Here is a 25,262-nt window from a genome sequence, read left to right on the forward strand (position 1 = left end):
TGCCAGCCCGGTCCAGCACTGTGCCGCGCGACCTTTAATGCTTGCGAACGACCATGGACTGGGCGGTAGCGTGCGTTTCCATGCAGACCCCTCAGCACGAAGGCGTGCACGCGATCAGTGACTCCTACGTCGAAGACCTGGCGGCCGCTGAGCCGGTCATCGCCACGTACTGCGGGATATCCGGCCACGACGATCGACTCCCGGACCTGTCGCCGGAGGGAGTCGACGCCCGCGGCGCGATCTACGCCGCCGCGCTGGCCAAGATGCACGCCGCCGAGCCCGCCGACGTCGCCGAGGCCAACGCCAAAGCCGTGTTCGTCGAGCGGGTCGGCCTCGAGGTCGAGCTGCACGAGGCGGGGGAGTACCACCGCGCCCTCAACGTGATCACCTGCCCGGTGCAGGAGATCCGCCAGGTCTTCGATCTGATGCCCACGGCCACCGCCGACGACTGGGCCGTGATCACCAAGCGGCTGTCCGCGGTGCCCGAGGCGCTCGCCGGCTACCAGGAGTCGCTGCGCTTCGCCGCGGCCAAGGGCGAGGCCTCGGCGCTGCGCCAGGTCGTCAAGACGGCCGAGCAGTGCCGCACCTGGGCCGGTTCCGGCGACAGCCCGTCGTTCTTCGCCGCCTTCGCCGAGGACGCGCCGGTCGAGGGCGCCCTGCGCTCCGACTTGGACACCGCGGTCTCGGGCGCGGCCCGCGCCTACGGCGAGCTGGCGGACTTCCTCGCGGGCGAGCTGGCAGCCAAGGCGCCCACCGAGGACGCCGTCGGCGCCGACCGCTACCGGCTCTGGTCGCGCGAGTACACCGGCGCCACGCTGGACCTGCACGAGGCCTACGAGTGGGGCTGGGCCGAGTTCGCCCGGCTCGAAGCGGAGATGACCGAGGTCGCGGGCCGCATCGCCCCCGGCGGCACCATCGCCGACGCGGCGGCCAAGCTCGACGCGGACCCGCGCTACCAGGTCGTCGGCCAGCGGGCGTTCGAGCAGTGGATGCAAGGCCTGTCCGACCGCGCTCTGTCCGACCTGCGCGGCGTGCACTTCGACATCTCCGACCAGATCATGAAGTTGGAGTGCAAGATCGCCCCACCCGGCGGCGGCGTCGGCGCCTACTACACCGGCCCCACTGACGACTGGACGCGCCCGGGCCGGATGTGGTGGTCGGTGCACCCCGACAAGGAGTCGTTCTCCACCTGGCGCGAGGTCACCACGGTCTACCACGAGGGCGCCCCCGGCCATCACCTGCAGATCGCCACCGCGGTGTCGCAGGCCAAGAGCCTCAACAAGTTCCAGCGCCTGCTGTCCTGGATCCCCGCCTACGGCGAGGGCTGGGCCCTCTACGCCGAACGCCTGATGCGCGAGTTCGGCTACCTCGACGACGACGGCGACCTGCTCGGCATGCTCGACGCGCACATCTTCCGGGCGGCCAGGGTGATCATCGACATCGGCATGCACCTGAAGCTGGAGATCCCGCGCGGCACCGGCTTCCACGAGGGCGAGCGGTGGACCCCGGAACTGGGCCTGGAGTTCATGCTCACCCGCACCATCACCGACCCCGACCACGTGCACGACGAGATCGACCGCTACCTCGGCTGGCCCGGCCAGGCCCCCACCTACAAACTCGGCGAACGCCTCTGGCTCCAGGCCCGCGACGAGGCCAAGGCCCGGCAGGGTGCGGACTTCTCGCTGCGGCGATTCCACCAGCAGGCCCTGGAAATGGGCGCCATGGGCCTGGACACCCTGCGCTCCAGGTTGGCCGAGCTGTAGCAGTCCTCGACGGCGGCGCCGCACTGGCGCCGCCGTCCTCTTGAGCGGATCAGAGGGGCAGGATGCGACCCAGCACGCCGAATGGGCGGGGATCGCCCGCGAACTGGTAGTGGCGCAGGACGTCATCGAAGCCGAGACGGCGATAGAGGCGCCAGGCGCGGGAGGGGCCCTCCGGGGTGGACAGCAGCACTTTCGTGGTGTCCGCCCCGGCCAGCAGCCTGCGCACCAGCTCCTCGCCGATGCCCTGGCCCTGGCGGTCGGGGCGCACGTGCAGTTCGGTCAGCTCGAAGTAGTCACCCAGCCACCCCTCGGCGACGGCGGGCCCGCGATGTTCGGTCACCCCGCGCCGGACCTGCTCGTGCCACCACTGCCCAGGCGCCCCCCGATAGCCGTAGGCGATCCCGGTCAGCCGGTCGTCGGCGTCGAAGGAGGCCACGCAGCGCCAGCCCGCCCGCAGCATGTGGGCCAGCCACATGGGGGCGCGCTGCTCGACGGTGCCCATCGGGTAGCGCATGGCCGTCACGTAGAGCTCCAGCGACTCACGCAGCCGGGTACGCAACTCGTCGGAGCTGAGCTCGGCGAACCGGTCGACGCGGGGAGAGGGAGCGGCGGTCACGAGGCAGGATCATCCTCCTTGCCCGACACATCCGCAGCCGTGCCCCCGGTGAGGATCACCAGATCGGCGTAGGTGACGGGGAAGAGGGACTTGGGATGCCCCGCCGCGGCCCACACCACGTCATACCGCGCCAGATACCGGTCGACCAGCGTGTCGAGCCGCCGCGGGTGGCCGACCGGGGCCACCCCGCCGATGGGCTGGCCGGTGTGCGCGCGGACGAAGTCCGGGTCGGCCCGGCCGATCCGGTCGGCCCCGGTGAGCTCGGCCAGCCACGCGGTGTCCGCCCGGTGCGCCCCGGAGGTCAGCGCGAGCAGAGGCCGGTCCTCGTCGCCATGCCAGGCTTTGAAGACCAGGCTGTTGGCGATAGCTCCCACCTCGACATCGAGTGCGGCCGCGGCAAGGGCGGCGGTCTTCACGTCGTCGTCGAGGATCCGGATGCCGTCGGCACACCGGTCCAATCCGGCTTCCCGCAGCGCCGCGGCGACCTTGGCCACGGCGGGGTGGTCGAGTGTGCTCACCGCTCCATCACACCACTGTTGACCAGGCTCTCGGCAACCGGATTACCCCTCCTGCTTGAAGCCCGCGAAACGGCGGGTTAAGCTGGACGTGTCGAACATGCGTTCGATATCGCTCGGTGGTGGGGCGGGGGAAGCGCCTCACCGCCGAGCCCCCGCCGGCTTCCCCTCGGCGTCGCCGTCCACGTACCCCGTTGGCGGACCACCCAGCGAGGAGGCCCCGATGACCAGCACCTTGGACTTCCCCGTCACCCCTGTTCCCGCCACCGAGCCCGCCCGCGGTCACACCACCGAGCCCGACAACGACCCCACGGAATCGATCCCCGCCCCGCGCGCTCGGGCGGGAGCCGTGCGGCCCGCGCCCGATCGAGCACCTGCCCTGTTCGCCGAGGACGGACTCGGCGGCTTGGCCGCCCCCGGCCCGTCTCCGGTGCGTCGTGGTCGGGACGAAGCCACCGGGCGGCCCGCTTCGTTCGCCCAGGACACACCTGGCGATCTGGCTGTCCTTGGCGCGTCTCCGGTGCGTCGCGGTCGGGTAGGTGCGCGGCCCGCGGTGCCTGATTGCGGGCCCGCCCTGTTCGCCCAGGACCCACCTGGCGGTTTGGCCGCGCCTGGTTCGTCTCCGGTGCGTCGTGCGCGGGGAGAGGCGGGCATGGTGCCCGCTTTGTTCGCCCGGGACACGCTTGGCGGTTTGGCTGCGCTTGGTGGGTCTCCGGTGCGTCGTGCTCGGGTTGGAGCCGTACGGCCTGTTGCGCCTGATTGTGCGCCTGCCTTGTTCGCTCGGGACACGCTTGATGGTTTGGCCGTGCTTGGTTCGTCTCCGGCGCGTCCGGGTCTGTCGGGGCGTGGTGGGGGGCCGGTGGTGCCCGATCGCGTACCCGCGTTGTTCGCCGAGGATGGTTCGGTTTTGCCTGGTCCAGCTCGAATGTCAGTGTCTGGTCCTGTTTCGGCAGGCTCGTCCGGCCCTGTTCCGGCGCCGCGGGCTCGCGGTGGTCGGCGGGTCGGCTCGGCGGCTCCTGATTCGGCTTTCGCGTTGCTCGGGCAGGCGGAGCACGGCATCGCCGCCGCGGCGGCACAGGAGGTCGCGGCTCAGCGGTTCGCCGATGCCTACCTGTGTGCGCTGCGTGCGGCCGCGGCGTTGCTGGCGACCCGCGGGCGTCCACACCGCGGTCGGGCCAAGCCCACCAGTGTGTGGACCCTGCTGGCCTCGGTCGCGCCGGAGATGCGGGAGTGGGCGGCGTTCTTCGCTTCCTGCTCGGCCACCCGGGCCGCCGTCCAGGCGGGCATCACCAGTCGGGTCGGCCCCCGCGCCGCCGATGATCTGGTTCGTCAGTCCCAGCAGTTCATCGACCTCGTGCACCGCGCCGTGCACGGCGTAAGGCGATGAGCGGAACTCCGCTCATCGATCACGACAGACTCCTCGACGTCCTCGAACACGAAGGCACCCGGCTCGCCTCGGCCGCGGCGGGTGCCGACCATGACCGGCCCGTGCCCGGCTGCCCCGGCCTCACCCTCGGCGAGACCGCGCGGCACGTCGGCAGCGTCTATCGGACGGTGGTCGCCTGGATCAGGTCGGGCGACCGCCCCACGTCCTGGCAGCGCCAACCCGACGACGGCCAGAGCGTCGAGGACTACGTCCGCGACGGCCTGCGTTCGCTGCTCGGTGAACTGGCCACCCACGACCCCGCCGAAGGGTGCGCCACCTGGCACCCCCAGCAGCAGCACTACGGCTTCTGGCGGCGCCGGATGGCGCACGAGAGCACCGTCCACCGCATCGACGTGCAGGCCGCGGGCGGGCAGGACATCACCGAGGTCGACCCCGAGGTCGCGGTGGACGGCGTCGACGAGGTGCTGCACCTGTGGTTCACCCACCGCCTCGCGGTCCTCGGGGTGGCGGGCACCCGCAGCGGCACGGTCGCCGTCCGCACGGCCGACCGGGTCTGGCTGGCCACCCTGGGCCCACGGTCCACCTCGGCGCGACGGGTCACCGCGGCGGAGGCCGAGTCGGCCGACGCGGTGGTCACGGCCGACCCGACCGAGCTGTACCTCTGGCTCTGGGGCCGACGCGCCGTGTTCGACCGTGCGGTGACGCTCGACGGCGATCTCGACGTGTCCGCGCAGCTCTGGGCTCTGCTCAGGCTCGCGACCCGCTGACCGCCACGACGTCTTGGCGGGTGGACCCCGAACCACACCACGGCCCGCGCGGCTACGGTGTCCGGTATGTCCACCCGCCTGGCGAGCGTCGTGATCGAAGCAGCCGATCCGACGGCCACCGCCGAGTTCTGGTACGTCATGCTCGGCGGGACGGCCGTTCCTGACGGCCAGGGCGGCAGACGTCTGGTGGCACCTGAGATCGGGACGTGCGAGGTCGACCTGGTCTTCGTCCCCTCGGCCGCGGACAAGGTCGCGAAGAACCGCATCCACGTCGACCTGGCCACCGAGAGCCCGCACGAATACCAGGTGCTGACCTCACTGGCCACCGACCTGGGCGCCCGCAGGGTGGATGTCGGGCAGGGCAGCACGGTTCCGTGGACGGTGTTCCAGGACTTGGAGGGCAACGAGTTCTGCGTCCTGGAACCGCGCGAGCTCTATACCGACACCGGCCCACTGGCGGCCGTCGTGATCGACGCCATCGACCCGGTTCCGTTAGCCGCCTTCTGGTCCGCCGCGACCGGCTGGCCGCGGATCCAGGTCACCCCCGACGCCGTCGCGCTGCGCCCGCGCCAGGACCGCGGCCCCTGGATCGAGTTCCTCCGAGTCCCCGACCCCAAGCGCGGCATGAACCGCGTCCGCTTCGACATCGCGCCCACCGAGGACACCGACCCCATTCCCTGGCTCCTCACCCTCGGCGCCACCCGCGACGGCCGCACCCTGGCCGACCCGGAGGGCAACGAGTTCCGCGTCCTGCGCGAACCCGCGCGCGTCGACGCCCGCAGAGCAGGCCGCTGAGGCACCGGCCCGCGCGTTGATACCCGCCCGCGCAGGCGCACAACTGGCAGCTCTGCCGCCGCACATGGCCGGTGTCCGCGCTTGGTACGCCTGCGTCGGGGGTGGCGATGCGGTTCGATGGAGTTCGCGGATCATCCATTGCACGCCCGCGTCCGAAGGAGGCCATCGGTGGCCACGCGATTGATCAATCTGGTGGTGGCCTGCCTCGATCCGGTCGCCCTGGCCCGGTTCTGGGGTGATCTCCTCGGCTGGCACGTCAGTTTCGCTGACGACGAGGAGATCGACCTCCAGGCGCCCGCTGGGGATGGTTGGCGGATCGACCTGGCGTTCCTCCCGGTTCCTGAGCCCAAGGTGGTGAAGAACCGGCTGCACCTCGACCTGTCGTCGACCTCGCTTCCGGATCGTGACCGCATCGTGTCCCGCGCGCGCGACCTCGGCGCTCGCCCGGTCGACATCGGCCAAGGTGAGACGCCGTGGGTCGTCCTCGCCGATCCGGAGGGGAACGAGTTCTGCGTCCTCGAACCCCGCGACGAGTACCGGGACACCGGCGCGGTCGCGGCCATCGTGATGGACGTCCGCGAACCGAGCGCCCAGGCCGCCTTCTGGTCGGCGGCCACCGGGTGGCCGGTGGTGCGCGACACCGCGGACTTCGCCTCGTTGCGGGCGGCCGACAGCCTCGGGCCCTGGCTGGAACTCCTGCGCGTCGACGGGCCTAAGGTGGTGAAGAATCGGTTGCACTTCGACGTGGCGGGGTCGACCGGTGGCAGCCAGGCCGCGGAGGTGGACCGCCTTCTCGCCGGTGGTGCCCGGCCGCACGAGGAGATGGTCGGCTTTCCGTGGCGGGTGCTGTTCGACCCCGAAGGCAACGAGTTCTGCGTCCTCAGCTCCCGTTGACGCCCGCGTTCAGCCAGAATTGCCCTGCCGCGCAGGACTTGCCGCCGCAATCGACGCGGATAGCCTTCCTCGGCTCGGCTCGGCTCGGCTCGGCTCGGCTCGGCTCGGCTCGGCTCGGCTCGGCTCGGCTCGGCTCGGCTCGGCTCGGCTCGGCTCGGCTCGGCTCGGCTCGGGCTTCGCGATCACCGGGTCTCGGCTCGGCGTTCCGCGCCGTTGAGGCTGGGCGTGGCGCTTGGGATGCTCGGCGGCCGCGAGGGTGGGGCGGATGCCGTGGGGTGCGAGATCTCGGGTGCCCACTCACCCGAGGCGCGGGTCGCGTGCCGCTGTCATGCTCTCAAGCGCAATCCCTTCGGTGTGGCGCGGAATCCCGCATCCCGCAGGACATCTGCCAGCGCCGAGGTGAGTGCGACCTCGCCGTCGGCTTTCTGGACTGAGAGGGAGCCCAGCCAGCCGTCGTGGACGGCTCGGGACAGGGCTTCGGCGGCGGACCGCAGGGCGGTGTCGGTCTCGGTGAACGACAGCAGGGACCGGCCGCCGCGTTCGACGTACAGGGCTGGGGTGCCGTCGACCAGGACGACCAAGGCGCCTGCTTTGCGGCCGGGGCGATGTTTCCCTTCTCCCAACGGTTCCGGCCAGGGGAGTGCCGCGCCGTAGGGCTGGGCCGGGTCGGCGGCGGCGAGGACCGTCGCCTCGGCTGGGTCGGTTCCTGGGGTGTCCGAACGGGACAGTGCGCGGAGGCGGTCGACGGCGCCGCGGGCGGCGAACTGGGCGGCGCCGAGGCCCTCGACGACGTAGCCGCGGATGATCTGGCCTGACTCTTCCATGGCGCGCAGGACTTTGTAGATGCCGCTGAATCCGCCGGTGACCCGCTCGGTGTCCAACGCCCCGCGGGTCAGGACGCCGTGGCGTTCGAGGAAGGCCTCGGCGCGGGCGTGGGCGCGGCGGGTCGGGTCTTCCTCGCGGGGCATGACCAGCGACCACCGGCCGCCGACCGTGGGCGGGCCGGTGCGGCTGGGCATGGCGGGTCGCGCGGTGCGCAGGCGGGCGTAGCGGCCGCGGGGCGCGGTTCGGCGGGGGCGGTGAGCGGCGCCCTTGCCGGAGACCAGGGCGCGCAGCGGGGCGATGGTGTCGTTGGTGATCAAGCCGCCCCACACCAGGTCCCACACGGCGGCGACGATGTCCGGGTCGGCGGGGGCCTCGGCGCCGCCGTCGAGCAGGATGGCGCCCGCGCGGTCGGCGACCTGGCGGAAGAACAGCGCTCCACCGTCCAAAGCGGACAATACGGCGGTGTGCAGCGGGGTGTCCGGCACCGCGTCCTCGATGTCGGGCAGCAGCAGATCGGCGACATCGGCCGGGGCGAGCGCGATCCAGCCGTCGCCACCGGCCAGCGCGCCCGTGCCGCACCAGGTGACCTCGCCCGCCGCTGTCAGTTCGTCCAGCAGGGCGGGGGAGTAGCCGGGCAGTCGCGACGGCAGGACCAAGGACTCCAGGGCGCTGGCCGGGATCGGCGCACCCGCCAGTTGCTCCACAATGGACAGAACGTCGTCGGCCGTCGCGAACGAACGGGTCTTGCGGCCGATCCCGTGCCAGCTCGGCAGGAACCGGCCCAGCGCGGCGGGCTCGACCGGCTCGACCTCGGCGCGCAGCCTGGCCAGCGACGACCGGCGCAGCCGTCGCAGCACCTCGGCGTCGCAGTACTCGACGGCGGCGGGTGGCTCCGGGCCGGTGATCGGACGCAGTTCGCCGCGGACCAGCCTGCCGCTGCCCGCGAGGCGTTCCAGCACCCCGGTGACCACCGACGTGCCCAGGCCGAACCGCGCCGCCGCCTCGGCCGCGGCGAACGGGCCGTGGGTGCGCGCGTAGCGGGACAGCAAGTCGCCCAGCGGGTCGGCGACCGGCTCGGTGAACACCTCCGGCACCCCGACCGGCAACGCCGTGCCCAGGGCGTCGCGCACGCGGCCCGCGTCCTCGATGGCGATGAACCGCTCGTCGCCCGCGATGCGCACCCGCAGCGCCCGCCGGGTGGACTCAAGCTCGGCGAGCCAGTCCGGCTCGACGCCGCGCAGGCCCGCTTCCTCGACGGACAGGTCGCCGAGGAATCGCAGTAGGTCGGCTGCGTCCTCGGCGTGGCGGGCGTGTCTGCCCGGGTCGAGCCGCTGCAGCGACCGCTCGACCTCGGCGAGCACGTCCGGGTCGAGCAGTTCGCGGATCGCCTCGGAGCCCAGCAACTCGGCCAGCAGGGCACTGTCGAGCGACAGGGCGGCCGCCCGCCGTTCGGCCAGCGGGACATCGGTGGCGTAGAGGAACATCCCGACGTAGCCGAAGAGCAGGCTGCGGGCGAACGGCGACGCGGACTGGGTCTGCACATCGACCACCCGCACCCGCCGCGACCGCACGTCGGACATCAGCTCTCGCAGTCCGGCCACGTCGTAGACGTCCTGCAGGCACTCGCGCATGGCCTCCAGCACGACCGGGAACTGCTCGTACTTCGCCGCGACGGACAGCAGCTGCGCCGATCGCTGCCGTTGCTGCCACAGCGGCGTGCGCCTGCGCGGATCACGCCGGGGCAGCAGCAGCGACCGTGCCGCGCACTCGCGGAACCGGGCGGCGAACAGCGCCGAGCCGCTCACCTCGGCCACCACGATCTGTTCGACCTCATCCGGGTCGAGCAGCACGTCCTCAGCGCCCGCGACGATCTCCTGCCCGGCGTCGTCCACCGTGTCGGGCAGCCGGATGACGATGCCGTCGTCGCCGTGGGCGATCTGGGCATCGACCCCGCGCCGCTCCCGCAGCCGGGCCCCGATCGCCAGCGCCCACGGCGCGTTCACCTGGGCGCCGAACGGCGAGTGCACCACCAGCCGCCAGTCGCCCAGCTCGTCGCGGAAGCGCTCGACCAGGATGGTGCGGTCGTCGGGCACATGTCTCGTTGCCTCGCGCTGTTCGCCCAGGTAGGCCATCAGGTTGTCGATCGCCCATTCGTCCAGGCCCGCCGCCGCAGCCCGCTCGCGCGCCGCCTGAGTGTCCATACTGGACAACTCGCGGACGAAGCCGCCCAGCGCCCGGCCCAACTCCAGCGGGCGCCCCGGCGCGTCGCCCTTCCAGAACGGCATCCGGGCGGCCTCACCCGGCGCGGGCGTGACGATCACTCGGTCGTGGGTGATGTCCTGGACCCGCCATGACGACGTGCCCAGCAGGAACGTGTCGCCCACCCGCGACTCGTAGACCATCTCCTCGTCCAGTTCGCCGACCCGCGAGCCCGCGCCGCGTTCGTCTGGCGGGGTCATCACGGTGAACAGGCCGCGGTCGGGGATCGTGCCGCCCGAGGTGACCGCGAGCCGCTGCGCCCCCGGCCGACCGCGCAGCTCGCCGCTGATCCGGTCCCAGGTGACCCGGGGCCGCAGCTCGCCGAACTCCTCGCTCGGATAACGCCCGGCCAGCATGTCGAGCACGGCGTAGAGGGCGGCGTCGGGCAGCGAGGCGAACGGGGCCGCGCGCCGGACCAGGGTGGCCAGCTCGGTCACCGTCCACGGCTCGATCGCCACCATCGCCACGATGTGCTGGGCCAGCACGTCGAGCGGGTTGCGCGGGTACCGCACGGCCTCGATCGCGCCCTGGGCCATCCGCTCGGCGACCACCGCGCAGGACACCAGGTCGCCGCGGAACTTCGGGAACATCACCCCGCGCGACACCGCGCCGACCTGGTGGCCCGCGCGGCCGACGCGTTGCAGCCCGGACGCGACCGTCGGCGGCGCCTCCACCTGCACCACCAGGTCGACCGCGCCCATGTCGATGCCCAGCTCCAGCGAGGACGTCGCGACCACGCACGCCAGCCGCCCGGACTTGAGGTCCTCCTCGACCAGGGTCCGCTGCTCCTTCGACATGGACCCGTGGTGGGCGCGGGCGATCACCGGGGCGGCCATCGTCGTCATCCCGGACTGGCCGATCGCCTCGGCAGGGAACCGGGCGGGCTCGTTCGGCTCCTCGGCGGCCAACTCGTTGAGCCGGGCCGTCATCCGCTCGGCCAGCCGCCGCGAGTTGGCGAAGACGATCGTGGACCGATGTCGCCGGACCAGCTCCAGCACCCGCCGCTCGACCTTCGGCCAGATCGATGCCGGGGTCCGGTCGGCGGCGTCGTCGTTGACCTGCTCGACCAGGGCCGCCATGTCCTCGGTCGGCACCTCGACCCGCACCTCGATGGTCTTGCCGATCTTGGGCTGCACGAGCGTCACCGGCCGCCCGCCGCCGAGGAACCCGCTGACCTCGTCCACCGGCCGCACTGTCGCCGACAGCCCGATCCGCTGGGCGGGCCGGTCGAGCAGGGCGTCGAGCCGTTCCAGCGACAGCGCCAGGTGCGACCCGCGCTTGACCCCGGCGACCGCGTGCACCTCGTCGACGATCACCGTCCGCACTCCGCGCAGCGACTCCCTGGCCGCCGAGGTCAACAGCAGGAACAGCGACTCCGGCGTGGTGACCAGCACGTCCGGCGGGGTCCTGGCGAAGGCACGTCGCTCGTCGGCCGGGGTGTCGCCGGTCCGCATGCCGACGGTGATGTCCGGCTCGGGCAGGTCCAGCCGGTGCGCGGCCTGCCGGATGCCCGCCAGCGGGGCGCGCAGGTTGCGCTGGACGTCGACCGCCAGTGCCTTGAGCGGCGACACATAGAGCACCCGGCACCGGTGCTTGGCGTCGACGGGTGGGCCCTCGGCGGCGAGCCGGTCGAGCGCCCACAGGAACGCCGCCAGCGTCTTGCCCGATCCGGTCGGTGCCACGACCAGTGCGTGTTCGCCCGCCGCCGCCGCCCGCCACGCCCCGGTCTGGGCGTCGGTCGGCGCGACGAACGCACCCGCGAACCACTGCCTTGTCGCGGGTGAGAACAGGTCGAGCGCGTTCTCGGTCATGTCTCAATCCTTACTCCTGGCCACCGACATCGCCCAGCCCCATGGCGTCGCCTGTGGACAACTTCGCCGCACTTGTGGCTACCGGGACCGCGGCCGCCGCCGGGCATGGGACTATCTGCGACGACTACCTGGGGGCTTGCTGCGTAGTCGGTGCGATGAGGGGAGAGCAGTGAACGTCCTGTCGGTGGATCTCGGCACGTCGAACACCGTTGCCGTGCTGTCCGCACATGGCCGTCCACCGCGCGTGGTCGACGTCGACGGCGCGTCGATGATGCCGTCCGCGGTGTTCGCCGCCGAGGACGGCGGCCTGGTCGTCGGCCGCGACGCCGAGCGGCGGGCCCGGCTGGACCCGTCCCGGTTCGAGCCCAACCCCAAGCGCCGCGTCGACGAGGGCACCCTCCTGCTCGGCGACACCGTCGTCCCGGTCACCGACGCGCTCGCGGGCGTGCTGCGCCGCGTCGCCGACGAAACCTCCCGCCAACTCGGCGGCAAGAAGCCCGATGAGGTCCGGCTGACCCACCCCGCGCAGTGGGGCCCGGTTCGCCGCAATGTGCTGCTGTCGGCCGCGCGTCAGGCGGGTCTCGGGTCCAACCTGGTGCTGGTGCCCGAGCCGGTCGCCGCCGCGGCGCACTTCGCCTCCTTCCCCGGCCAGACGCTGCGCGCGGGCCAGGCGCTGGCGGTCTACGACCTCGGCGCGGGCACCTTCGACGTCGCGATCGTCGGCGCCACCCAGAAGGGCTTCGCCGTCCTGGCCGAGGCAGGCCTGCCCGACCTCGGCGGCCTCGACGTCGACCAGGCGCTGCTCGAGCACGTCGGCAGGCAGGTCTCCCACCGCGACCCGGCGAGCTGGCAGCGGCTGCTGCGCCCCTTGTCGACCGGTGACCGCCGCGCCCAGCGCGCACTGCGGGAGGATGTGAAGGCGTCCAAGGAGGCGCTGTCGCGGCACCCGCAGACCGAGGTCCCGCTGCCGGAGCCGTTCGACGACGTGCTGGTCACCAGGGTCGAGCTGGAGGCGCTGATCCGCCCCGGCATGCTGCGCAGCGTCGAGCTGCTGGCAGCCACCATCCGCTCCACCGGCATGACCCCCGACCGGCTGGTCGGGATCTACCTGGTCGGCGGGTCGAGCCGGATTCCGCTGGTGGCGACCCTGATCGCCGAGCAACTGCGGGTCGTGCCGACCAGCCTCGACCAGCCCGAGACCGCCGTCGCCCTCGGCGCGCACCACGTGCCGCAGGAAGGCGTCACCATGCGCACCGGCGACATGAGCGCCACGGTCGAGACGGTCCAGCGCACGCAGGCGATCGTGCCCCCGCGCTCCGGCGGGTTCGCTGCCCAGCCGCCGCCCAAGCAGCCTTACCCGGCGAGTGGTCCGCAGCGGGTGCAGCCCCCGCCGCCGTCGCGGCCGAACCCGGTGCAGAACCAGCCGATGCAGGGTCCGCCGTCGGCGCCGACCCCCGCGCAGCAGCGACCGGCCGCCGCCCAGCCGTTCGTGCCCGCGCCGCGGCCGTCGTCGAACAAGGTCTGGTACGTCGCCACGGCGGTGATCGCGGTGGTGGTGATCGGCATCGTCAGCATCATCATCGCCACCTCGGGGTCCGGCGGTGTCACCGCCGACTGCACCGACCAGGGCACCGACGACAAGGGCTTCACCAAGTGCATGCGTGAGGTCGCGGGCGCGGTGGTGTCGAACAACGACTGCGAGTCGGGGGCCAACTTCGGCGGGCGGGCCATCGCCACGCCCGGCGCGACCTCGGCGACGTGCAAGCTCGGCGACGACTACCTGGCGATCTACGTGCACTTCGACTCGGCGGGCGTGGTCGACCAGAACCTGACGGCCGCGCTGAGCGGGCTCGACCCCGGCGGGGACAAGACGACCAAGGGCGACTGGAGCGGCGGCGGCATGTCCGGCGGCTACCACGTGGTGGAGATCGCCACCGGCGCGGAGATGCTGCTCTACAGCGTGAAGGACACCCCGATCATGGGCTGGATCGTCGGGACGAGCGGCAACCCTGGGATCCTCAGCTACTTCGAGAACCACATCAAGCCGGGCAGCAACGGCTGACAGGGGGAGTGACCGTGAACGTCCTGTCGGTCGACCTGGGCACCTCGAACACCGTCGCGGTGCTGTCGGCCCACGGCCGCGCGCCGCGGGTGGTCGAGGTGGACGGATCCGCCACGATGCCGTCGGCGGTGTTCGCGGGCGAGGACGGCGTACTGGTGGTGGGCCGCGAGGCCGAGCGCCGGGCCCGGCTGGACCCGTCCCGGTTCGAGCCCAACCCCAAGCGCCGCGTCGATGAGGGCACGCTGCTGCTGGGCACCGTCGTCATCCCGGTCACCGACGCCTTGGCCGCGGTCTTGCGCCGGGTCGGTGACGAGGTCTCCCGCCAGCTCGGCGGTCGCAAGCCCGATGAGGTCCGGCTGACCCACCCCGCGCAGTGGGGTCCGGTCCGGCGCAACGTGTTGCTGTCGGCCGCGCGTCAGGCGGGTCTCGGCTCCAACCTGGTGCTGGTGCCTGAGCCGGTCGCCGCCGCCGCGCACTTCGCGTCCTTCGGCCACACCTTGGGCCCTGGTCAGGCGCTGGCTGTCTACGACCTCGGCGCGGGCACGTTCGACGTGGCGATCGTGGCGGCCACCCAGAATGGGTTCGCCGTCCTCGCCGAGAACGGCCTGCAGGACCTCGGCGGAATGGACGTCGACCAGACCGTCCTCGAACACGTCGGCCGCCAGGTGTCGCACCGCGACCCGGGTGGCTGGCAGCGGCTGCTCCGCCCGGAGTCCATGGCCGACCGACGCGCGCGCCGGGCGCTGCTGGAGGACGTCAAAGGCGCCAAGGAGGCGCTCTCGCGGCACCCGCAGACCGAGGTGCCGATGCCGGAGCCGTTCGACGACGTGCTGGTCACCCGCGCCGAGCTGGAGGCGCTGATCCGGCCGAGCATGCTGCGCAGCGTAGAGCTGCTCGCGGGCACCATCCGGGCGACGGGCCTGACGCCGGATCGTCTGGTCGGGATCTACCTGGTCGGCGGGTCCAGCCGGATCCCGCTGGTGGCGACCCTGATCGCCGAGCAGCTGCGGATCGTGCCCACGAGCCTGGACCAGCCCGAGACGGCGGTCGCGCTCGGCGCGCATCACGTCTCCAGCGAGGGCATCAGCATGCGCACGGCCAACGTCAACCCGCAGAGCGGCGGCTTCCCTGCCCAGCCCGCGCCGCCGCGGACCGGCGGATTCCCCGCTCAGACGCCTGCTTTCCCGCAGCAGACCGCCGCTTTCCCGATGCACGGCAACTTCCCTACGCTCCCGCGCCCGCAGGCCGCCGCGCAGGCGCCGAACAAGCGGAAGTCGCTGCTGGCGATCAGCGCGGCCGTGGTGGTCGTGCTCGCGGCCGTAGGCGGATTCCTCGTGTTCAAGCCCGCCGGTGTGCCCAGCGCGGAGAGCTGCGCGACGAAGGGCACCGCGGACGACAAGGGCTTCACCGAGTGCCTGCGGCAGCTCGCGGGCAGTGTCCCGGACAAGAACTCGTGCGAGCGCGCGTCCGACGGGATCGACGTGACGTGCGCGCTGCCCGAGTCCTACCAGGTCAGCTACGCCCACGTCGGGTCCGTGGACGCCGCCCGCGAGGTGTGGGACCAGGAGCTGGGCCAGCTGTCCGACGGGGAGCACGTCGTGGCCGACTGGCGGGGCAATGGGCTCGACGGCAGGCTGCGCGCGGGGGTCAAGGGCGACACCGGGGTGCTGGTGTTCACGGTCAAGGACCGGCCGCTGGTCGGCACCCTCACAGCCAAGGGCGACGGCCTGAGCCCGGACAAGCTGGCGGACTTCTTCGCCGCCAACGTCCAGCCGGGGACGTAGGAACTACCTGCGGTTGCGGTAGGCGATCAGGCCGACGATGACCGCGGCGAGGCAGGCCGCGATGGATCCGACGGTCAGCAGCGTGTCCTCGAGGGCGGTCGGGTTCTCGATGGCGAAGGTGAGCACAAGTCCAAGTCTGCCAGGCCCGCACCACTAGACTGCCCGCGATGCGCATCACCGCTTTTCGCACCCGGCTCGCCGACGAGTTCGGCCCGTCGCTGGCCGACACCATCGCCCACGACCACGTCTTCAGCGCGCTCGGCGACCGCACGGTCGACCAGGCGCTGGACGCCGGGCTGTCCACCAAGGAGATCTGGCAGGCGGTGTGCGAGGCCTTCGAGGTGCCGGTCGAACGACGCTGACCGGCGGGCCGCCGCAAACCTACCCCACCGGCGTGTCACTCCACCGTCTCGAACAGACGTTCGCTACGATGTTGTCCACATCGGGTCCGCTTGTCCACAGACCGGCGGTGCGTGCGGAGAAACGTCGGTCCTTGCCCGTAGCGTCGGCGCCGTGAGTACGAAACAGTCGAAAGTCAACCGAGGTGGAACCAAGATGGCACCAGCACCCGATCGGGATAAGGCGCTAGAGCTTGCCCTTGCCCAGATCGACAAGAACTTCGGCAAGGGCTCGGTGATGCGCCTCGGTGACGAGGGCCGGGCCCCGATCGCGGTCATCCCGACCGGCTCCATCGCCCTGGACGTGGCGCTGGGGATCGGCGGTCTGCCGCGGGGCCGAGTGGTCGAGATCTACGGCCCGGAGTCCTCGGGTAAGACGACTGTCGCCCTGCACGCGGTGGCCAACGCCCAGCGCGCGGGCGGCATCGCCGCCTTCATCGACGCCGAGCACGCGCTCGACCCGGAGTACGCCAAGAACCTGGGCGTCGACACCGACGCCCTGCTGGTCTCCCAGCCCGACACCGGTGAGCAGGCGCTGGAGATCGCGGACATGCTGATCCGCTCCGGCGCGCTCGACATCCTGGTGATCGACTCCGTGGCGGCGCTGGTCCCGCGCGCGGAGATCGAGGGCGAGATGGGCGATAGCCACGTTGGCCTCCAGGCCCGCCTGATGAGCCAGGCGCTGCGCAAGATGACCGGCGCGATGAGCAACTCCGGCACCACGGCGATCTTCATCAACCAGCTCCGGGAAAAAATCGGAGTAATGTTCGGATCTCCCGAGACGACGACCGGTGGCAAGGCGCTGAAGTTCTACGCGTCGATCCGCCTGGACGTGCGCCGGATCGAGACCCTCAAGGACGGCGGCGAGCCGGTCGGCAACCGCACCAGGGTCAAGGTCGTGAAGAACAAGGTGGCCCCGCCGTTCAAGCAGGCCGAGTTCGACATCCTCTACGGCAAGGGTGTCAGCCGCGAGGGCTCGCTCATCGACATGGGCGTCGAGCACGGCATCCTGCGCAAGTCGGGTGCCTGGTACACCTACGAGGGAGACCAGCTGGGCCAGGGCAAGGAGAACGCCCGCAAGTTCCTGCTGGAGAACCCGGACGTCGCCAACGAGATCGAGAAGCGGATCAAGGACAAGCTCGGCATCGGTGCCAAGCTCGACGCCGACGAGACCGCCCCGGCGCCCGTCGAGTTCTAGTGTCGGAACGCAAGTACGCGCGTAGGACCCGGGAGGAACCGCCTCCCGGGGAATCGCGCCCCCTCGACGACCCGGCGGCCAAGGCGCGGGAGATCTGCTACCAGCTGCTGACGGCACGCGCGCGCACCCGCCAGGAGCTTGAGGAAGCCTTGCGCCGCAAGGAGATCCCCGAGGATGTCGCCCAGGCAGTGCTCGGCAAGTTCGCCGCCATCGGCCTGATCGATGACACGGCGTTCGCCGAGAGCTGGGTGCGCTCCCGCCACACCCACCAGGGCTTGGGCAGGCGTGCGCTGGCAACCGAGCTGCGGCGCAAGGGTGTCGCCGACGAACTGGTCGCCGAGGCCGTGGACGCGGTGGACAGCGAGGCCGAGGAGGAGCGGGCGCGTCAGCTCGTGCGCAAGAAGCTGCGGGCGATGGGCGGTCTGGAGGAGCAGGCCAAGATCCGCAGGCTGGTCGGGATGCTTGCGCGCAAGGGGTACGCCGAAGGGCTGGCGTTTCGGGTGGTCCGCGACGAATTGCGGGCGGCGGGCGACGACGGGGACATGATCGACGGCGGCCTGTTCGGGTGAACGGGAAGATCGACCTGTAACCGTCGGTCATAGGGTTTACGTGAGGATTACTCGCGAGTATCTTTCGGGTTTCACCCTGTGCTCGTGAGGAGGAACCGTGCTCCGTCCTCGATCGACAGCCCGCAACCTGACAATCCTGCTCGCCATCGGCTTGGCCGCGGTGGTGTCCGCGCTTCCCGGTCAAGCCGCCGAGACCCCGCCCGGCGCCGACGTCAATGCCGTCGGCACGCCGTTCAGCGGCAGAGCACCGGATGGGACGGTGAAGGGCCTGCTCGACGCCCACTCCCACATCTTCGCCAACGTCTCGTTCGGCGGTGGCCTCATCTGTGGCAAGCCGTTCGATCCGGCGGGGCCGCAGAAGGCGTTGGCGGACTGTCCCGACCACTTCCCCGACGGCAGCGCGGCGTGGTTCGAGAACTTCACCAAGACCGGGTCGCCCACGGGCACGCACGACCCGGTCGGCTATCCGACCTTCAAGGACTGGCCCGCGCACAATTCCCTTACCCACCAACAGGCCTACTACAAGTGGATCGAGCGCGCGTGGCGGGGTGGGCTGCGGTTCATGGTCAACCACCTCGTCGCCAACCGGCAGCTCTGTGACATCTACCCGATCAAAAACCAGTCCTGCAACGAGATGGACAGCATCCGGTTGCAGGCCAAGCTGACGACCGACCTGCAGAACTTCGTCGACGCGGAGAGCGGTGGGCCGGGCAAGGGCTGGTTCCGGGTCGTCCGAAGCCAAGGTGAGGCCCGGCAGGTGATCGAGCAGGGCAAGCTCGCGGTGATGCTGGGCATCGAGACCTCGGAACCCTTCGGCTGCAGGCACATCCTCAATGTCGCCCAGTGCTCCAAAGCGGACATCGACCGCGGACTCGACGAGGTGTACGCGCTCGGTGTGCGCACGATGTTCGTCTGTCACAAGTACGACAACGCGCTCTGCGGTGTCCGGTTCGACTCGGGCACGGCTGGTATCGCGGTGAACGCGGCGAACTTCCTCGGCACCGGGACCTTCTGGGACGCACGGACCTGCACCACCCCGTACACCGACAACACCCTCGCCGCCGCGGGCACGGTCCCCGACGCGCTCAAGCCGATCGTGCCGCTGCCGCTGTACCCGCCCGCGCCCCACTGCAACACCCGAGGGCTGACCGACCTCGGCGAGTACACGATCAAGGCGATGATGGCGCGCAAGATGATGGTCGAGCTCGACCATATGAGCGTCAAGGCCGCCGACCGCACGTTGGACCTGCTCGAAGAGGCCGCCTACCCGGGTGTCATCAGCTCGCACAGCTGGACCGACGAGAAGTACTTTCCTCGCATCTACCAACTCGGCGGCATGATCGCCCAGTACGGGCACTCCGCCGCGCAGTTCGTCGCGGAATGGCAGCGCGGCGAGGCGTACCGCGACCAGAACGGCGTCGACGGCTACGGGTTCGGCATCGACGTCAACGGCATCGGCGGCCTGCCCGCGCCGCGCGCGGGAGGGGTCAGCTACCCGTTCAAGTCCGCCGACGGCTCGGTGATGATCGACCGGGAGACCATGGCCCAGCGGACCTGGGACTACACCAAGGACGGCATGGCCCACTACGGCCTGATGCCGGACTGGGTCGAGGATCTGCGCAAGGTCGGCGGCGAGGAGGTCGTCCAGGACCTGCTCGGCGGCGCGGAGGCCTATCTGCGCACGTGGCGGGCGGTCGAGGTCCACCAGCCGAAGCCGAACCTGGCCCGCGGCGCGACGACGACCGCCAGCTCCTACGAGTGGAACCCGTTCTACGACTTCCGCGCGCCGAAGGCCGTCGACGGCGACCTCGGCAGCCGGTGGGCCAGCGGCTGGTCGGACGGCCAGTGGCTGAGGGTCGACCTTGGCGCGTCCAAGAACGTCAGCCGGGTGGCGCTGCGCTGGGAAGCGGCTCACGCGGCGGCCTATCGGGTCGAGGTGTCCGATGACGGCGCGAACTGGCGCACGGTGGCCACCGTGAGTGCGGGTACGGGCGGTCTCGAGGTGGTCTCATTCCCGCCGACGTCGACCCGGTACGTGAAATTCCAGGGCGTGCGACGCGCCACGGCATACGGCTACTCGCTCTACGAGCTGTCCGTCTACTGATCGAGCGGGAACCGTTGCGCCGCAACGGTTCCCGCCTTCGGGCGCCCATTGAACCAATCTTGATGTGCCTGAAATCACACCCCAATGTGCTCCTCCGTAGTGGGTCGGTGACCCGTCGGTTCGTCCCTTGTGGTACTTGTCACATCTGCTGCCGGCAGGCAAAGTCGGCAACGAGCGGGTACCCGGGCCTGTACCACCCTTCCGGGTCCGCGAACGGACCGGCGTACGGAGGTGCGTACATGTCGAGCACGGAGATCAGCGAGCTGCAGCGAACCATCGGACAGCTGCGGCAGTGTGTCGCGGCGCTGCGGGGCCGCTACGGCGATATCCCGGCGGTGCGCAGACTCGTCAACGACATCGAACGACTCGACATCGACTCGAGCGAGTTCAGCGGCACCCCGAGCACGCCGGTGCCGCGCAACCCGGTCGAGGCGGAGGTGGTCGTCGTGCCGGACACCCCGTACGACCCCGCACTCTGGCAGGGCGCCGACGACGAAGGCGTCGGCGGCTACCAGCGCTAGCACCACCCGAACTCCCCACCACTTCTCAGCGACGAGGAAACGATGACGTCAGGCGTCAACGCCCCCACCCGGGCGCGCATCTCAGCGCGCACCTTGCGAACGGACAAGTGGTGGCAGCCGCCGCTGCTGACGGTCCTCGGCCTGGCGACATTCGTCATCTACGCGGGCGGCCGCTCGTTCATGGGCAAGTGGTACTGGGTGCAGGAGTACGGCTATCTGACGCCGTTCTACTCACCGTGTCTGAGCGAGTCCTGCCTGCCGGGATCCAGCCACTTCGGCACTCCGCTCCCGGAGTTGCCCGGCTGGATCCCGCTGGGCTTCGTGGCCCTGCCGTTCCTGCTCGGTTTCCGGCTGACCTGCTACTACTACCGCAAGGCCTACTACCGCTCGGTCTGGCAATCGCCGACCGCCTGCGCGGTGGCCGAGCCGCACGCCAAGTACTCCGGTGAGACCAAGCTGCCGCTGGTCCTGCAGAACTTCCACCGGTACTTCTTCTACGCGGCGCTGGTCGTCTCGGTGGTCAACACCTACGACGCGGTGATCTCCTTCACCCACGGGTTCGGCCTCGGCAACCTGATCCTGACGGGCAACGTGGTCCTGCTCTGGGCCTACACCCTCTCGTGCCACTCCTGTCGCCACATCGCGGGCGGGCGGCTCAAGCACTTCTCGAAGCACCCGCTGCGCTACCGCGCCTGGACGGTGGTGTCCAAGCTCAACGTCCGCCACATGCAGCTGGCGTGGACGACCCTGGCGACGCTGATGATCACCGACCTCTACGTCATGTTGGTCGCCAGCGGCGCCATCTCCGACCTGCGGTTCATCTGAGCGACCGCCATCCCCACCGTAACTTCGAGAGGATCAACGTGAGTCAGGTCGAACGTCACTCCTATGACGTCGTCGTCGTCGGAGCGGGCGGCGCGGGTCTCCGCGCGGTGATCGAGGCCCGTCAGCGCGGGTTCAGCGTGGCCGTGGTGTGCAAGTCGCTGTTCGGCAAGGCCCACACCGTGATGGCCGAGGGCGGCTGCGCGGCGTCGATGGGCAACGCCAATGAGAACGACAACTGGCAGGTGCACTTCCGCGACACGATGCGCGGCGGGAAGTTCCTCAACAACTGGCGCATGGCCGAGCTGCACGCCAGGGAGGCGCCGGACCGGGTCTGGGAGCTGGAGACCTACGGCGCGCTGTTCGACCGCACCAAGGACGGCCGGATCAGCCAGCGCAACTTCGGTGGCCACACCTACCCGCGGCTGGCCCACGTCGGCGACCGCACCGGACTCGAACTGATCCGCACCATGCAGCAGAAGATCGTCTCGCTGCAGCAGGAGGACTTCGCCGAGCACGGCGACTACGAGGCCAAGATCAAGGTCTTCGCCGAGTGCACGATCACGGAGCTGCTGAAGGAAGACGGCCGGATCGCGGGCGCCTTCGGCTACTACCGGGAGACCGGCCGGTTCGTGCTGTTCGAGGCCCCTGCGGTCGTGTTGGCCACCGGCGGCATCGGCAAGTCGTTCAAGGTCACGTCGAACTCCTGGGAGTACACCGGCGACGGCCACGCGCTGGCCATGCGCGCGGGCGCGACCCTGATCAACATGGAGTTCGTCCAGTTCCACCCGACCGGCATGGTCTGGCCGCCCAGCGTGAAGGGCATCCTGGTCACCGAGGGCGTGCGCGGCGACGGCGGCGTGCTGAAGAACTCCGACGGCAACCGGTTCATGTTCGAGTACGTGCCTGAGGTGTTCAAGGGGCAGTACGCCGAGAGCGAGGCCGAGGCCGACCGCTGGTACACCGACCAGGAACAGAACCGCCGCACGCCTGACCTGCTGCCCCGCGACGAGGTCGCCCGCGCGATCAACTCCGAGGTCAAGGCCGGTCGCGGGTCACCGCACGGCGGCGTGTTCCTCGACATCGCGAGCAGGCTGCCCGCCGAGGAGATCCGCAAGCGGCTGCCCTCGATGTACCACCAGTTCAAGGAACTGGCCGATGTGGACATCACCGCGGAGCCGATGGAGGTCGGCCCGACCTGTCACTACGTGATGGGCGGCATCGAGGTCGACCCGGACACCGCGTCGTCGACCGTCCCCGGCCTGTTCGCCGCGGGGGAGTGCTCTGGCGGCATGCACGGCTCCAACCGCCTCGGCGGCAACTCGCTGTCGGACCTGTTGGTCTTCGGCCGCCGGGCGGGGCTGGGCGCGGCGTCCTATGTGGAGTCGCTGGTGTCGCGGCCCGCCGTGGCGCAGGCCGATGTGGACGCCGCGGCGGAGATGGCGCTCTCGCCCTTCGACCCGCCGACCGAGGGTGTCGAGGAGAACCCGTACACCCTGCACACCGAGCTGCAGCAGTCGATGAACGACCTGGTGGGCATCATCCGCAAGGCCGAGGAGGTCGAGGCGGCGCTGGAGAAGCTGGCCGAGATCCGCGGTCGCGTCCACAACGTCACCGTCGAGGGCCACCGGCAGTTCAACCCGGGCTGGCACCTGGCGATCGACCTGCGCAACATGCTGATGGTCAGCGAGTGCGTCGCCCGCGCGGCCCTGTTGCGCACCGAGAGCCGCGGCGGCCACACCCGCGACGATCACCCGCGGCTCGACTCGAAGTGGCGCAACACGCTGCTGGTGTGCAGCGCGAAGGAGAGCACCGAGATCGTGCCTGCCATCGAGGTCACGCCCAAGGAGCAGGACCCGATGCGGCAGGACCTGCTGGAGCTCTTCGAGCTGCCGGAGCTGGAGAAGTACTACACCGACGGCGAGCTGGCCAACCATCCCGGAAGGACGGCCTGAGGTGGCCTACAAAGCGAAGTTCAAGGTCTGGCGCGGCACCGACCAGGACGGCGAGCTGTTCGACTACCTGGTGGAGGTGAATGAGGGCGAGGTCGTCCTCGACATCATCCACCGCCTGCAGGCGACCCAGGCGCCCGATCTCGCGGTCCGCTGGAACTGCAAGGCGGGCAAGTGCGGCTCGTGCTCCGCGGAGATCAACGGCATGCCGAAGCTGCTGTGCATGACCCGGATGTCGACCTTCACCGAGGACGAGGTCATCACGGTCACCCCGATGCGCACGTTCCCGGTGATCCGCGACCTGGTGTGCGACGTGTCGTTCAACTACACCAAGGCCCGCGAGATCCCGTCCTTCACCCCGCCGCCGGGGCTGGAGCCGGGCGAGTACCGGATGCAGCAGGTCGATGTCGAGCGCTCGCAGGAGTTCCGCAAGTGCATCGAGTGCTTCCTGTGCCAGAACACGTGCCACGTCATCCGCGACCATGAGGAGAACAAGGAGAACTTCTCCGGTCCGCGGTTCCTCATGCGCATCGCCGAGCTGGAGATGCACCCGCTCGACGCGGCCGACCGGACCCGGGACGCGCAGGACGAGCACGGACTTGGCTACTGCAACATCACCAAGTGCTGCACCGAGGTGTGCCCCGAGCACATCAAGATCACCGACAACGCGCTCATCCCGATGAAGGAGCGCGTCGCCGACCGCAGGTACGACCCCGTGGTGTGGTTGGGCAACAAGCTGTTCAAGCGCTCGAAGGCGTGAGGTCGCGGGCCTCCGGGAGCTGTTCGCGGCGCCCGGAGGCCAGCGCCAGTTGAGCGACGACGATGCCCGCGAGCATGACCGCCGCGCCGATCAGTTGGACCGGTGTCAGGTGTTCGCCGAGCAGGACCGCGGCGAGCGCGCCGCCGATGACGATCTCCACGCACGAGATCAGGCTCGCGGCCGTCGAGGAGAATGTGCGCTGGGCCAGGACGGTCAGCAGGACCGCCGCGGCGAGCCCTACGATGCCCACCCAGGCCAGCAGCCAGGCCTCCTGAGTGCCCACCTGGTCGAACGGGAACGGCTCCAGCGGGACGAGCACCATCGTGCCGAATCCCGCGCCCCAGGTGGCCAGCACGAGCGGGTCATGGGTGCGCAGCGCGCGCTCGGCGAACAGGAACCGGCCCGCGTAGGTGACGGCGGCGGCCAGCGCGGCGAGCATTCCGAGACTGTCGAGGCGGACCGACGTCCACACCTGGCTGATCAGCGCCAAGCCCGCCAGCGTCGCCGCGATGCCCAACCACAGCCGTGCGGGCAGGTGTTCTCGGCGGACGAACCTGATCCACAGCGCGATCAGTACGGGCGCGAGGTACTCGATGAGCAGTGTGAGTCCGACGGGCATTCGAGTGAGCGCCGCGGTGTAGACGACCTGGTTGAGCGCCAGGCCGAACCCGCCATAGAGGCCGATCAGCCACCAGTCCGCGCGGCGGACCCGAAGGTCCCGTTTGGTCACCAGCGCCAGGACCAGCAAGGTGACCGCGCCGATCGCCATTCGCGCCTGGATGACGTTCACCGGGGAGAGTTCGCTGCCGGCCAGGACCTTCAACGCCGGGGCCGACCCACCCATGGCGAACGCGCTCGCCGCGCCCAGTGCCAATCCACGTCTCATGGCGGCGACGCTAACCGGGCGGCCGGTGGCGCCGATTGAAAGTTCTCCCGCTATGGCGCAAGATTATTGCGTGACAGCCTTGCGTCTCGATGAGACGGACCACCACCTGCTCGCCTTGCTGCAGAAAGACTCCAGCCGCACGCTCGCCGAGCTGGGGGAGGTGATCTCGCTCTCGCCCAGTGCCGTCCAGCGCCGGGTCGACCGCTACCGCAAGGCCGGATTGCTCGACCGGCAGGTCGCCGTACTCGACCCGGTGAAGGCCGACGCGCTGCTCGCGGTGTGCCTGGTGACCCTGGCGAAGGAGTCCAACGCCATCCACGCGGCCTTCCGCCGCCGCTTGCTCGCCGCGCCGGAGGTCCAGCAGCTCTACAGCGTCTCCGGCGACACCGACTACGTCGTCGTACTGGCGTCGACCGGTATGGCCCACCACCGCGAGGTCGCCGACCGCCTGCTCAAGGACGCGCCCAACATCCAGCGCTACACCACCATGTTCGTCCTCGACCCGGTCCGCGCGGGCCTCTCTTTGCCCACGAAACGCTGATGGCCGCCTCCCGAGTCGGGAGACGGCCATCGG

Annotated in this window: 21 protein-coding genes; 16 read left to right on the forward strand and 5 right to left on the reverse strand. The window is 70.6% G+C overall.

The annotated features are described in order from the left end of the window. Positions 1 to 80: 80 nt before the first annotated feature. The gene (locus BN1701_RS03575) at positions 81 to 1,763 is read left to right on the forward strand and encodes a DUF885 domain-containing protein (protein WP_054045451.1); all 1,683 of its coding nucleotides are present in this window, start codon (positions 81 to 83) and stop codon (positions 1,761 to 1,763) included. Between the two features lie 49 nt (positions 1,764 to 1,812). Here the strand turns inward: BN1701_RS03575 and BN1701_RS03580 are convergent, their stop codons facing one another. Both BN1701_RS03580 and BN1701_RS03585 read right to left on the reverse strand, forming a co-directional pair. Next, complete coding sequence (locus tag BN1701_RS03580) at positions 1,813 to 2,379, reverse strand: GNAT family N-acetyltransferase (RefSeq protein WP_054045453.1); 567 nt, start codon at positions 2,377 to 2,379, stop codon at positions 1,813 to 1,815. Then, complete coding sequence (locus BN1701_RS03585) at positions 2,376 to 2,897, reverse strand: YbaK/EbsC family protein (RefSeq protein ID WP_054045454.1); 522 nt, start codon at positions 2,895 to 2,897, stop codon at positions 2,376 to 2,378. The genes BN1701_RS03580 and BN1701_RS03585 overlap by 4 nt, the downstream gene beginning before the upstream one ends. Before the next feature lie 1,030 nt (positions 2,898 to 3,927). Here BN1701_RS03585 and BN1701_RS03590 point away from each other — a divergent pair. From BN1701_RS03590 to BN1701_RS03605, 4 genes are all read left to right on the forward strand, one after another. Continuing rightward, on the forward strand, positions 3,928 to 4,281 hold the full coding sequence (locus tag BN1701_RS03590; protein WP_054045456.1) for an SAV_6107 family HEPN domain-containing protein: 354 nt from the start codon (positions 3,928 to 3,930) through the stop codon (positions 4,279 to 4,281). Continuing rightward, on the forward strand, positions 4,278 to 5,048 hold the full coding sequence (locus BN1701_RS03595) for a maleylpyruvate isomerase family mycothiol-dependent enzyme (protein ID WP_054045458.1): 771 nt from the start codon (positions 4,278 to 4,280) through the stop codon (positions 5,046 to 5,048). Before BN1701_RS03590 ends, BN1701_RS03595 begins: the two co-directional genes overlap by 4 nt. A gap of 66 nt (positions 5,049 to 5,114) precedes the next feature. Beyond that, complete coding sequence (locus tag BN1701_RS03600; protein ID WP_067521043.1) at positions 5,115 to 5,843, forward strand: VOC family protein; 729 nt, start codon at positions 5,115 to 5,117, stop codon at positions 5,841 to 5,843. 168 nt (positions 5,844 to 6,011) lie between these two features. Continuing rightward, positions 6,012 to 6,737 carry a VOC family protein gene (locus BN1701_RS03605; protein WP_054045463.1) on the forward strand — a complete coding sequence of 242 codons (726 nt, stop codon included), beginning with the start codon at positions 6,012 to 6,014 and terminating at the stop codon, positions 6,735 to 6,737. Between the two features lie 326 nt (positions 6,738 to 7,063). On the opposite strand, the gene BN1701_RS03610 is transcribed toward BN1701_RS03605, so the two are convergent. Continuing rightward, on the reverse strand, positions 7,064 to 11,632 hold the full coding sequence (locus BN1701_RS03610; protein WP_054045465.1) for an ATP-dependent helicase: 4,569 nt from the start codon (positions 11,630 to 11,632) through the stop codon (positions 7,064 to 7,066). A 169-nt stretch (positions 11,633 to 11,801) separates the two neighbouring features. Here BN1701_RS03610 and BN1701_RS03615 point away from each other — a divergent pair, with 169 nt between their 5' ends. Continuing rightward, positions 11,802 to 13,694: an Hsp70 family protein gene (locus BN1701_RS03615; RefSeq protein ID WP_054045467.1), complete on the forward strand. Its 1,893-nt coding sequence runs from the start codon at positions 11,802 to 11,804 to the stop codon at positions 13,692 to 13,694. A gap of 14 nt (positions 13,695 to 13,708) precedes the next feature. After that, positions 13,709 to 15,478 carry an Hsp70 family protein gene (locus BN1701_RS03620; protein ID WP_054055589.1) on the forward strand — a complete coding sequence of 590 codons (1,770 nt, stop codon included), beginning with the start codon at positions 13,709 to 13,711 and terminating at the stop codon, positions 15,476 to 15,478. Between the two features lie 3 nt (positions 15,479 to 15,481). On the opposite strand, the gene BN1701_RS37770 is transcribed toward BN1701_RS03620, so the two are convergent. Further along, positions 15,482 to 15,604, reverse strand: a complete 123-nt coding sequence (locus tag BN1701_RS37770; protein WP_255364570.1) for a hypothetical protein — start codon at positions 15,602 to 15,604, stop codon at positions 15,482 to 15,484. A gap of 41 nt (positions 15,605 to 15,645) precedes the next feature. Here BN1701_RS37770 and BN1701_RS03625 point away from each other — a divergent pair, with 41 nt between their 5' ends. The 8 genes from BN1701_RS03625 to BN1701_RS03660 all read left to right on the forward strand — a co-directional run bounded on the left by BN1701_RS03625 (position 15,646) and on the right by BN1701_RS03660 (position 23,802). After that, positions 15,646 to 15,840: a DUF3046 domain-containing protein gene (locus BN1701_RS03625; RefSeq protein ID WP_054045468.1), complete on the forward strand. Its 195-nt coding sequence runs from the start codon at positions 15,646 to 15,648 to the stop codon at positions 15,838 to 15,840. A 193-nt stretch (positions 15,841 to 16,033) separates the two neighbouring features. Then, the gene (gene recA, locus BN1701_RS03630) at positions 16,034 to 17,074 is read left to right on the forward strand and encodes a recombinase RecA (protein ID WP_054045470.1); all 1,041 of its coding nucleotides are present in this window, start codon (positions 16,034 to 16,036) and stop codon (positions 17,072 to 17,074) included. After that, positions 17,074 to 17,643, forward strand: coding sequence for a regulatory protein RecX (locus BN1701_RS03635; RefSeq protein WP_082859635.1), 570 nt, complete (start codon positions 17,074 to 17,076; stop codon positions 17,641 to 17,643). Before recA ends, BN1701_RS03635 begins: the two co-directional genes overlap by 1 nt. Before the next feature lie 97 nt (positions 17,644 to 17,740). Then, entirely contained in the window at positions 17,741 to 19,747 is a 2,007-nt protein-coding gene (locus BN1701_RS03640) for a discoidin domain-containing protein (RefSeq protein ID WP_197672038.1), read from the forward strand. A gap of 239 nt (positions 19,748 to 19,986) precedes the next feature. Then, entirely contained in the window at positions 19,987 to 20,268 is a 282-nt protein-coding gene (locus tag BN1701_RS03645) for a hypothetical protein (protein WP_054045472.1), read from the forward strand. Between the two features lie 42 nt (positions 20,269 to 20,310). Continuing rightward, on the forward strand, positions 20,311 to 21,093 hold the full coding sequence (locus BN1701_RS03650; protein ID WP_054045474.1) for a hypothetical protein: 783 nt from the start codon (positions 20,311 to 20,313) through the stop codon (positions 21,091 to 21,093). 38 nt (positions 21,094 to 21,131) lie between these two features. Further along, on the forward strand, positions 21,132 to 23,045 hold the full coding sequence (locus tag BN1701_RS03655) for a fumarate reductase/succinate dehydrogenase flavoprotein subunit (protein ID WP_054045476.1): 1,914 nt from the start codon (positions 21,132 to 21,134) through the stop codon (positions 23,043 to 23,045). 1 nt (position 23,046) lies between these two features. Beyond that, positions 23,047 to 23,802, forward strand: coding sequence for a succinate dehydrogenase/fumarate reductase iron-sulfur subunit (locus tag BN1701_RS03660; protein WP_054045478.1), 756 nt, complete (start codon positions 23,047 to 23,049; stop codon positions 23,800 to 23,802). Here the strand turns inward: BN1701_RS03660 and BN1701_RS03665 are convergent. Continuing rightward, entirely contained in the window at positions 23,783 to 24,688 is a 906-nt protein-coding gene (locus BN1701_RS03665; RefSeq protein WP_082859636.1) for a DMT family transporter, read from the reverse strand. The genes BN1701_RS03660 and BN1701_RS03665 overlap by 20 nt on opposite strands. Positions 24,689 to 24,758: 70 nt before the next feature. Between BN1701_RS03665 and BN1701_RS03670 the strand changes: the two genes are divergently transcribed. Further along, the gene (locus BN1701_RS03670) at positions 24,759 to 25,229 is read left to right on the forward strand and encodes an Lrp/AsnC family transcriptional regulator (protein ID WP_231949469.1); all 471 of its coding nucleotides are present in this window, start codon (positions 24,759 to 24,761) and stop codon (positions 25,227 to 25,229) included. Positions 25,230 to 25,262: the final 33 nt, after the last annotated feature.

This window comes from Alloactinosynnema sp. L-07, from assembly GCF_900070365.1.
In the GTDB taxonomy this organism is placed as follows: Bacteria; Actinomycetota; Actinomycetes; order Mycobacteriales; family Pseudonocardiaceae; genus Actinokineospora.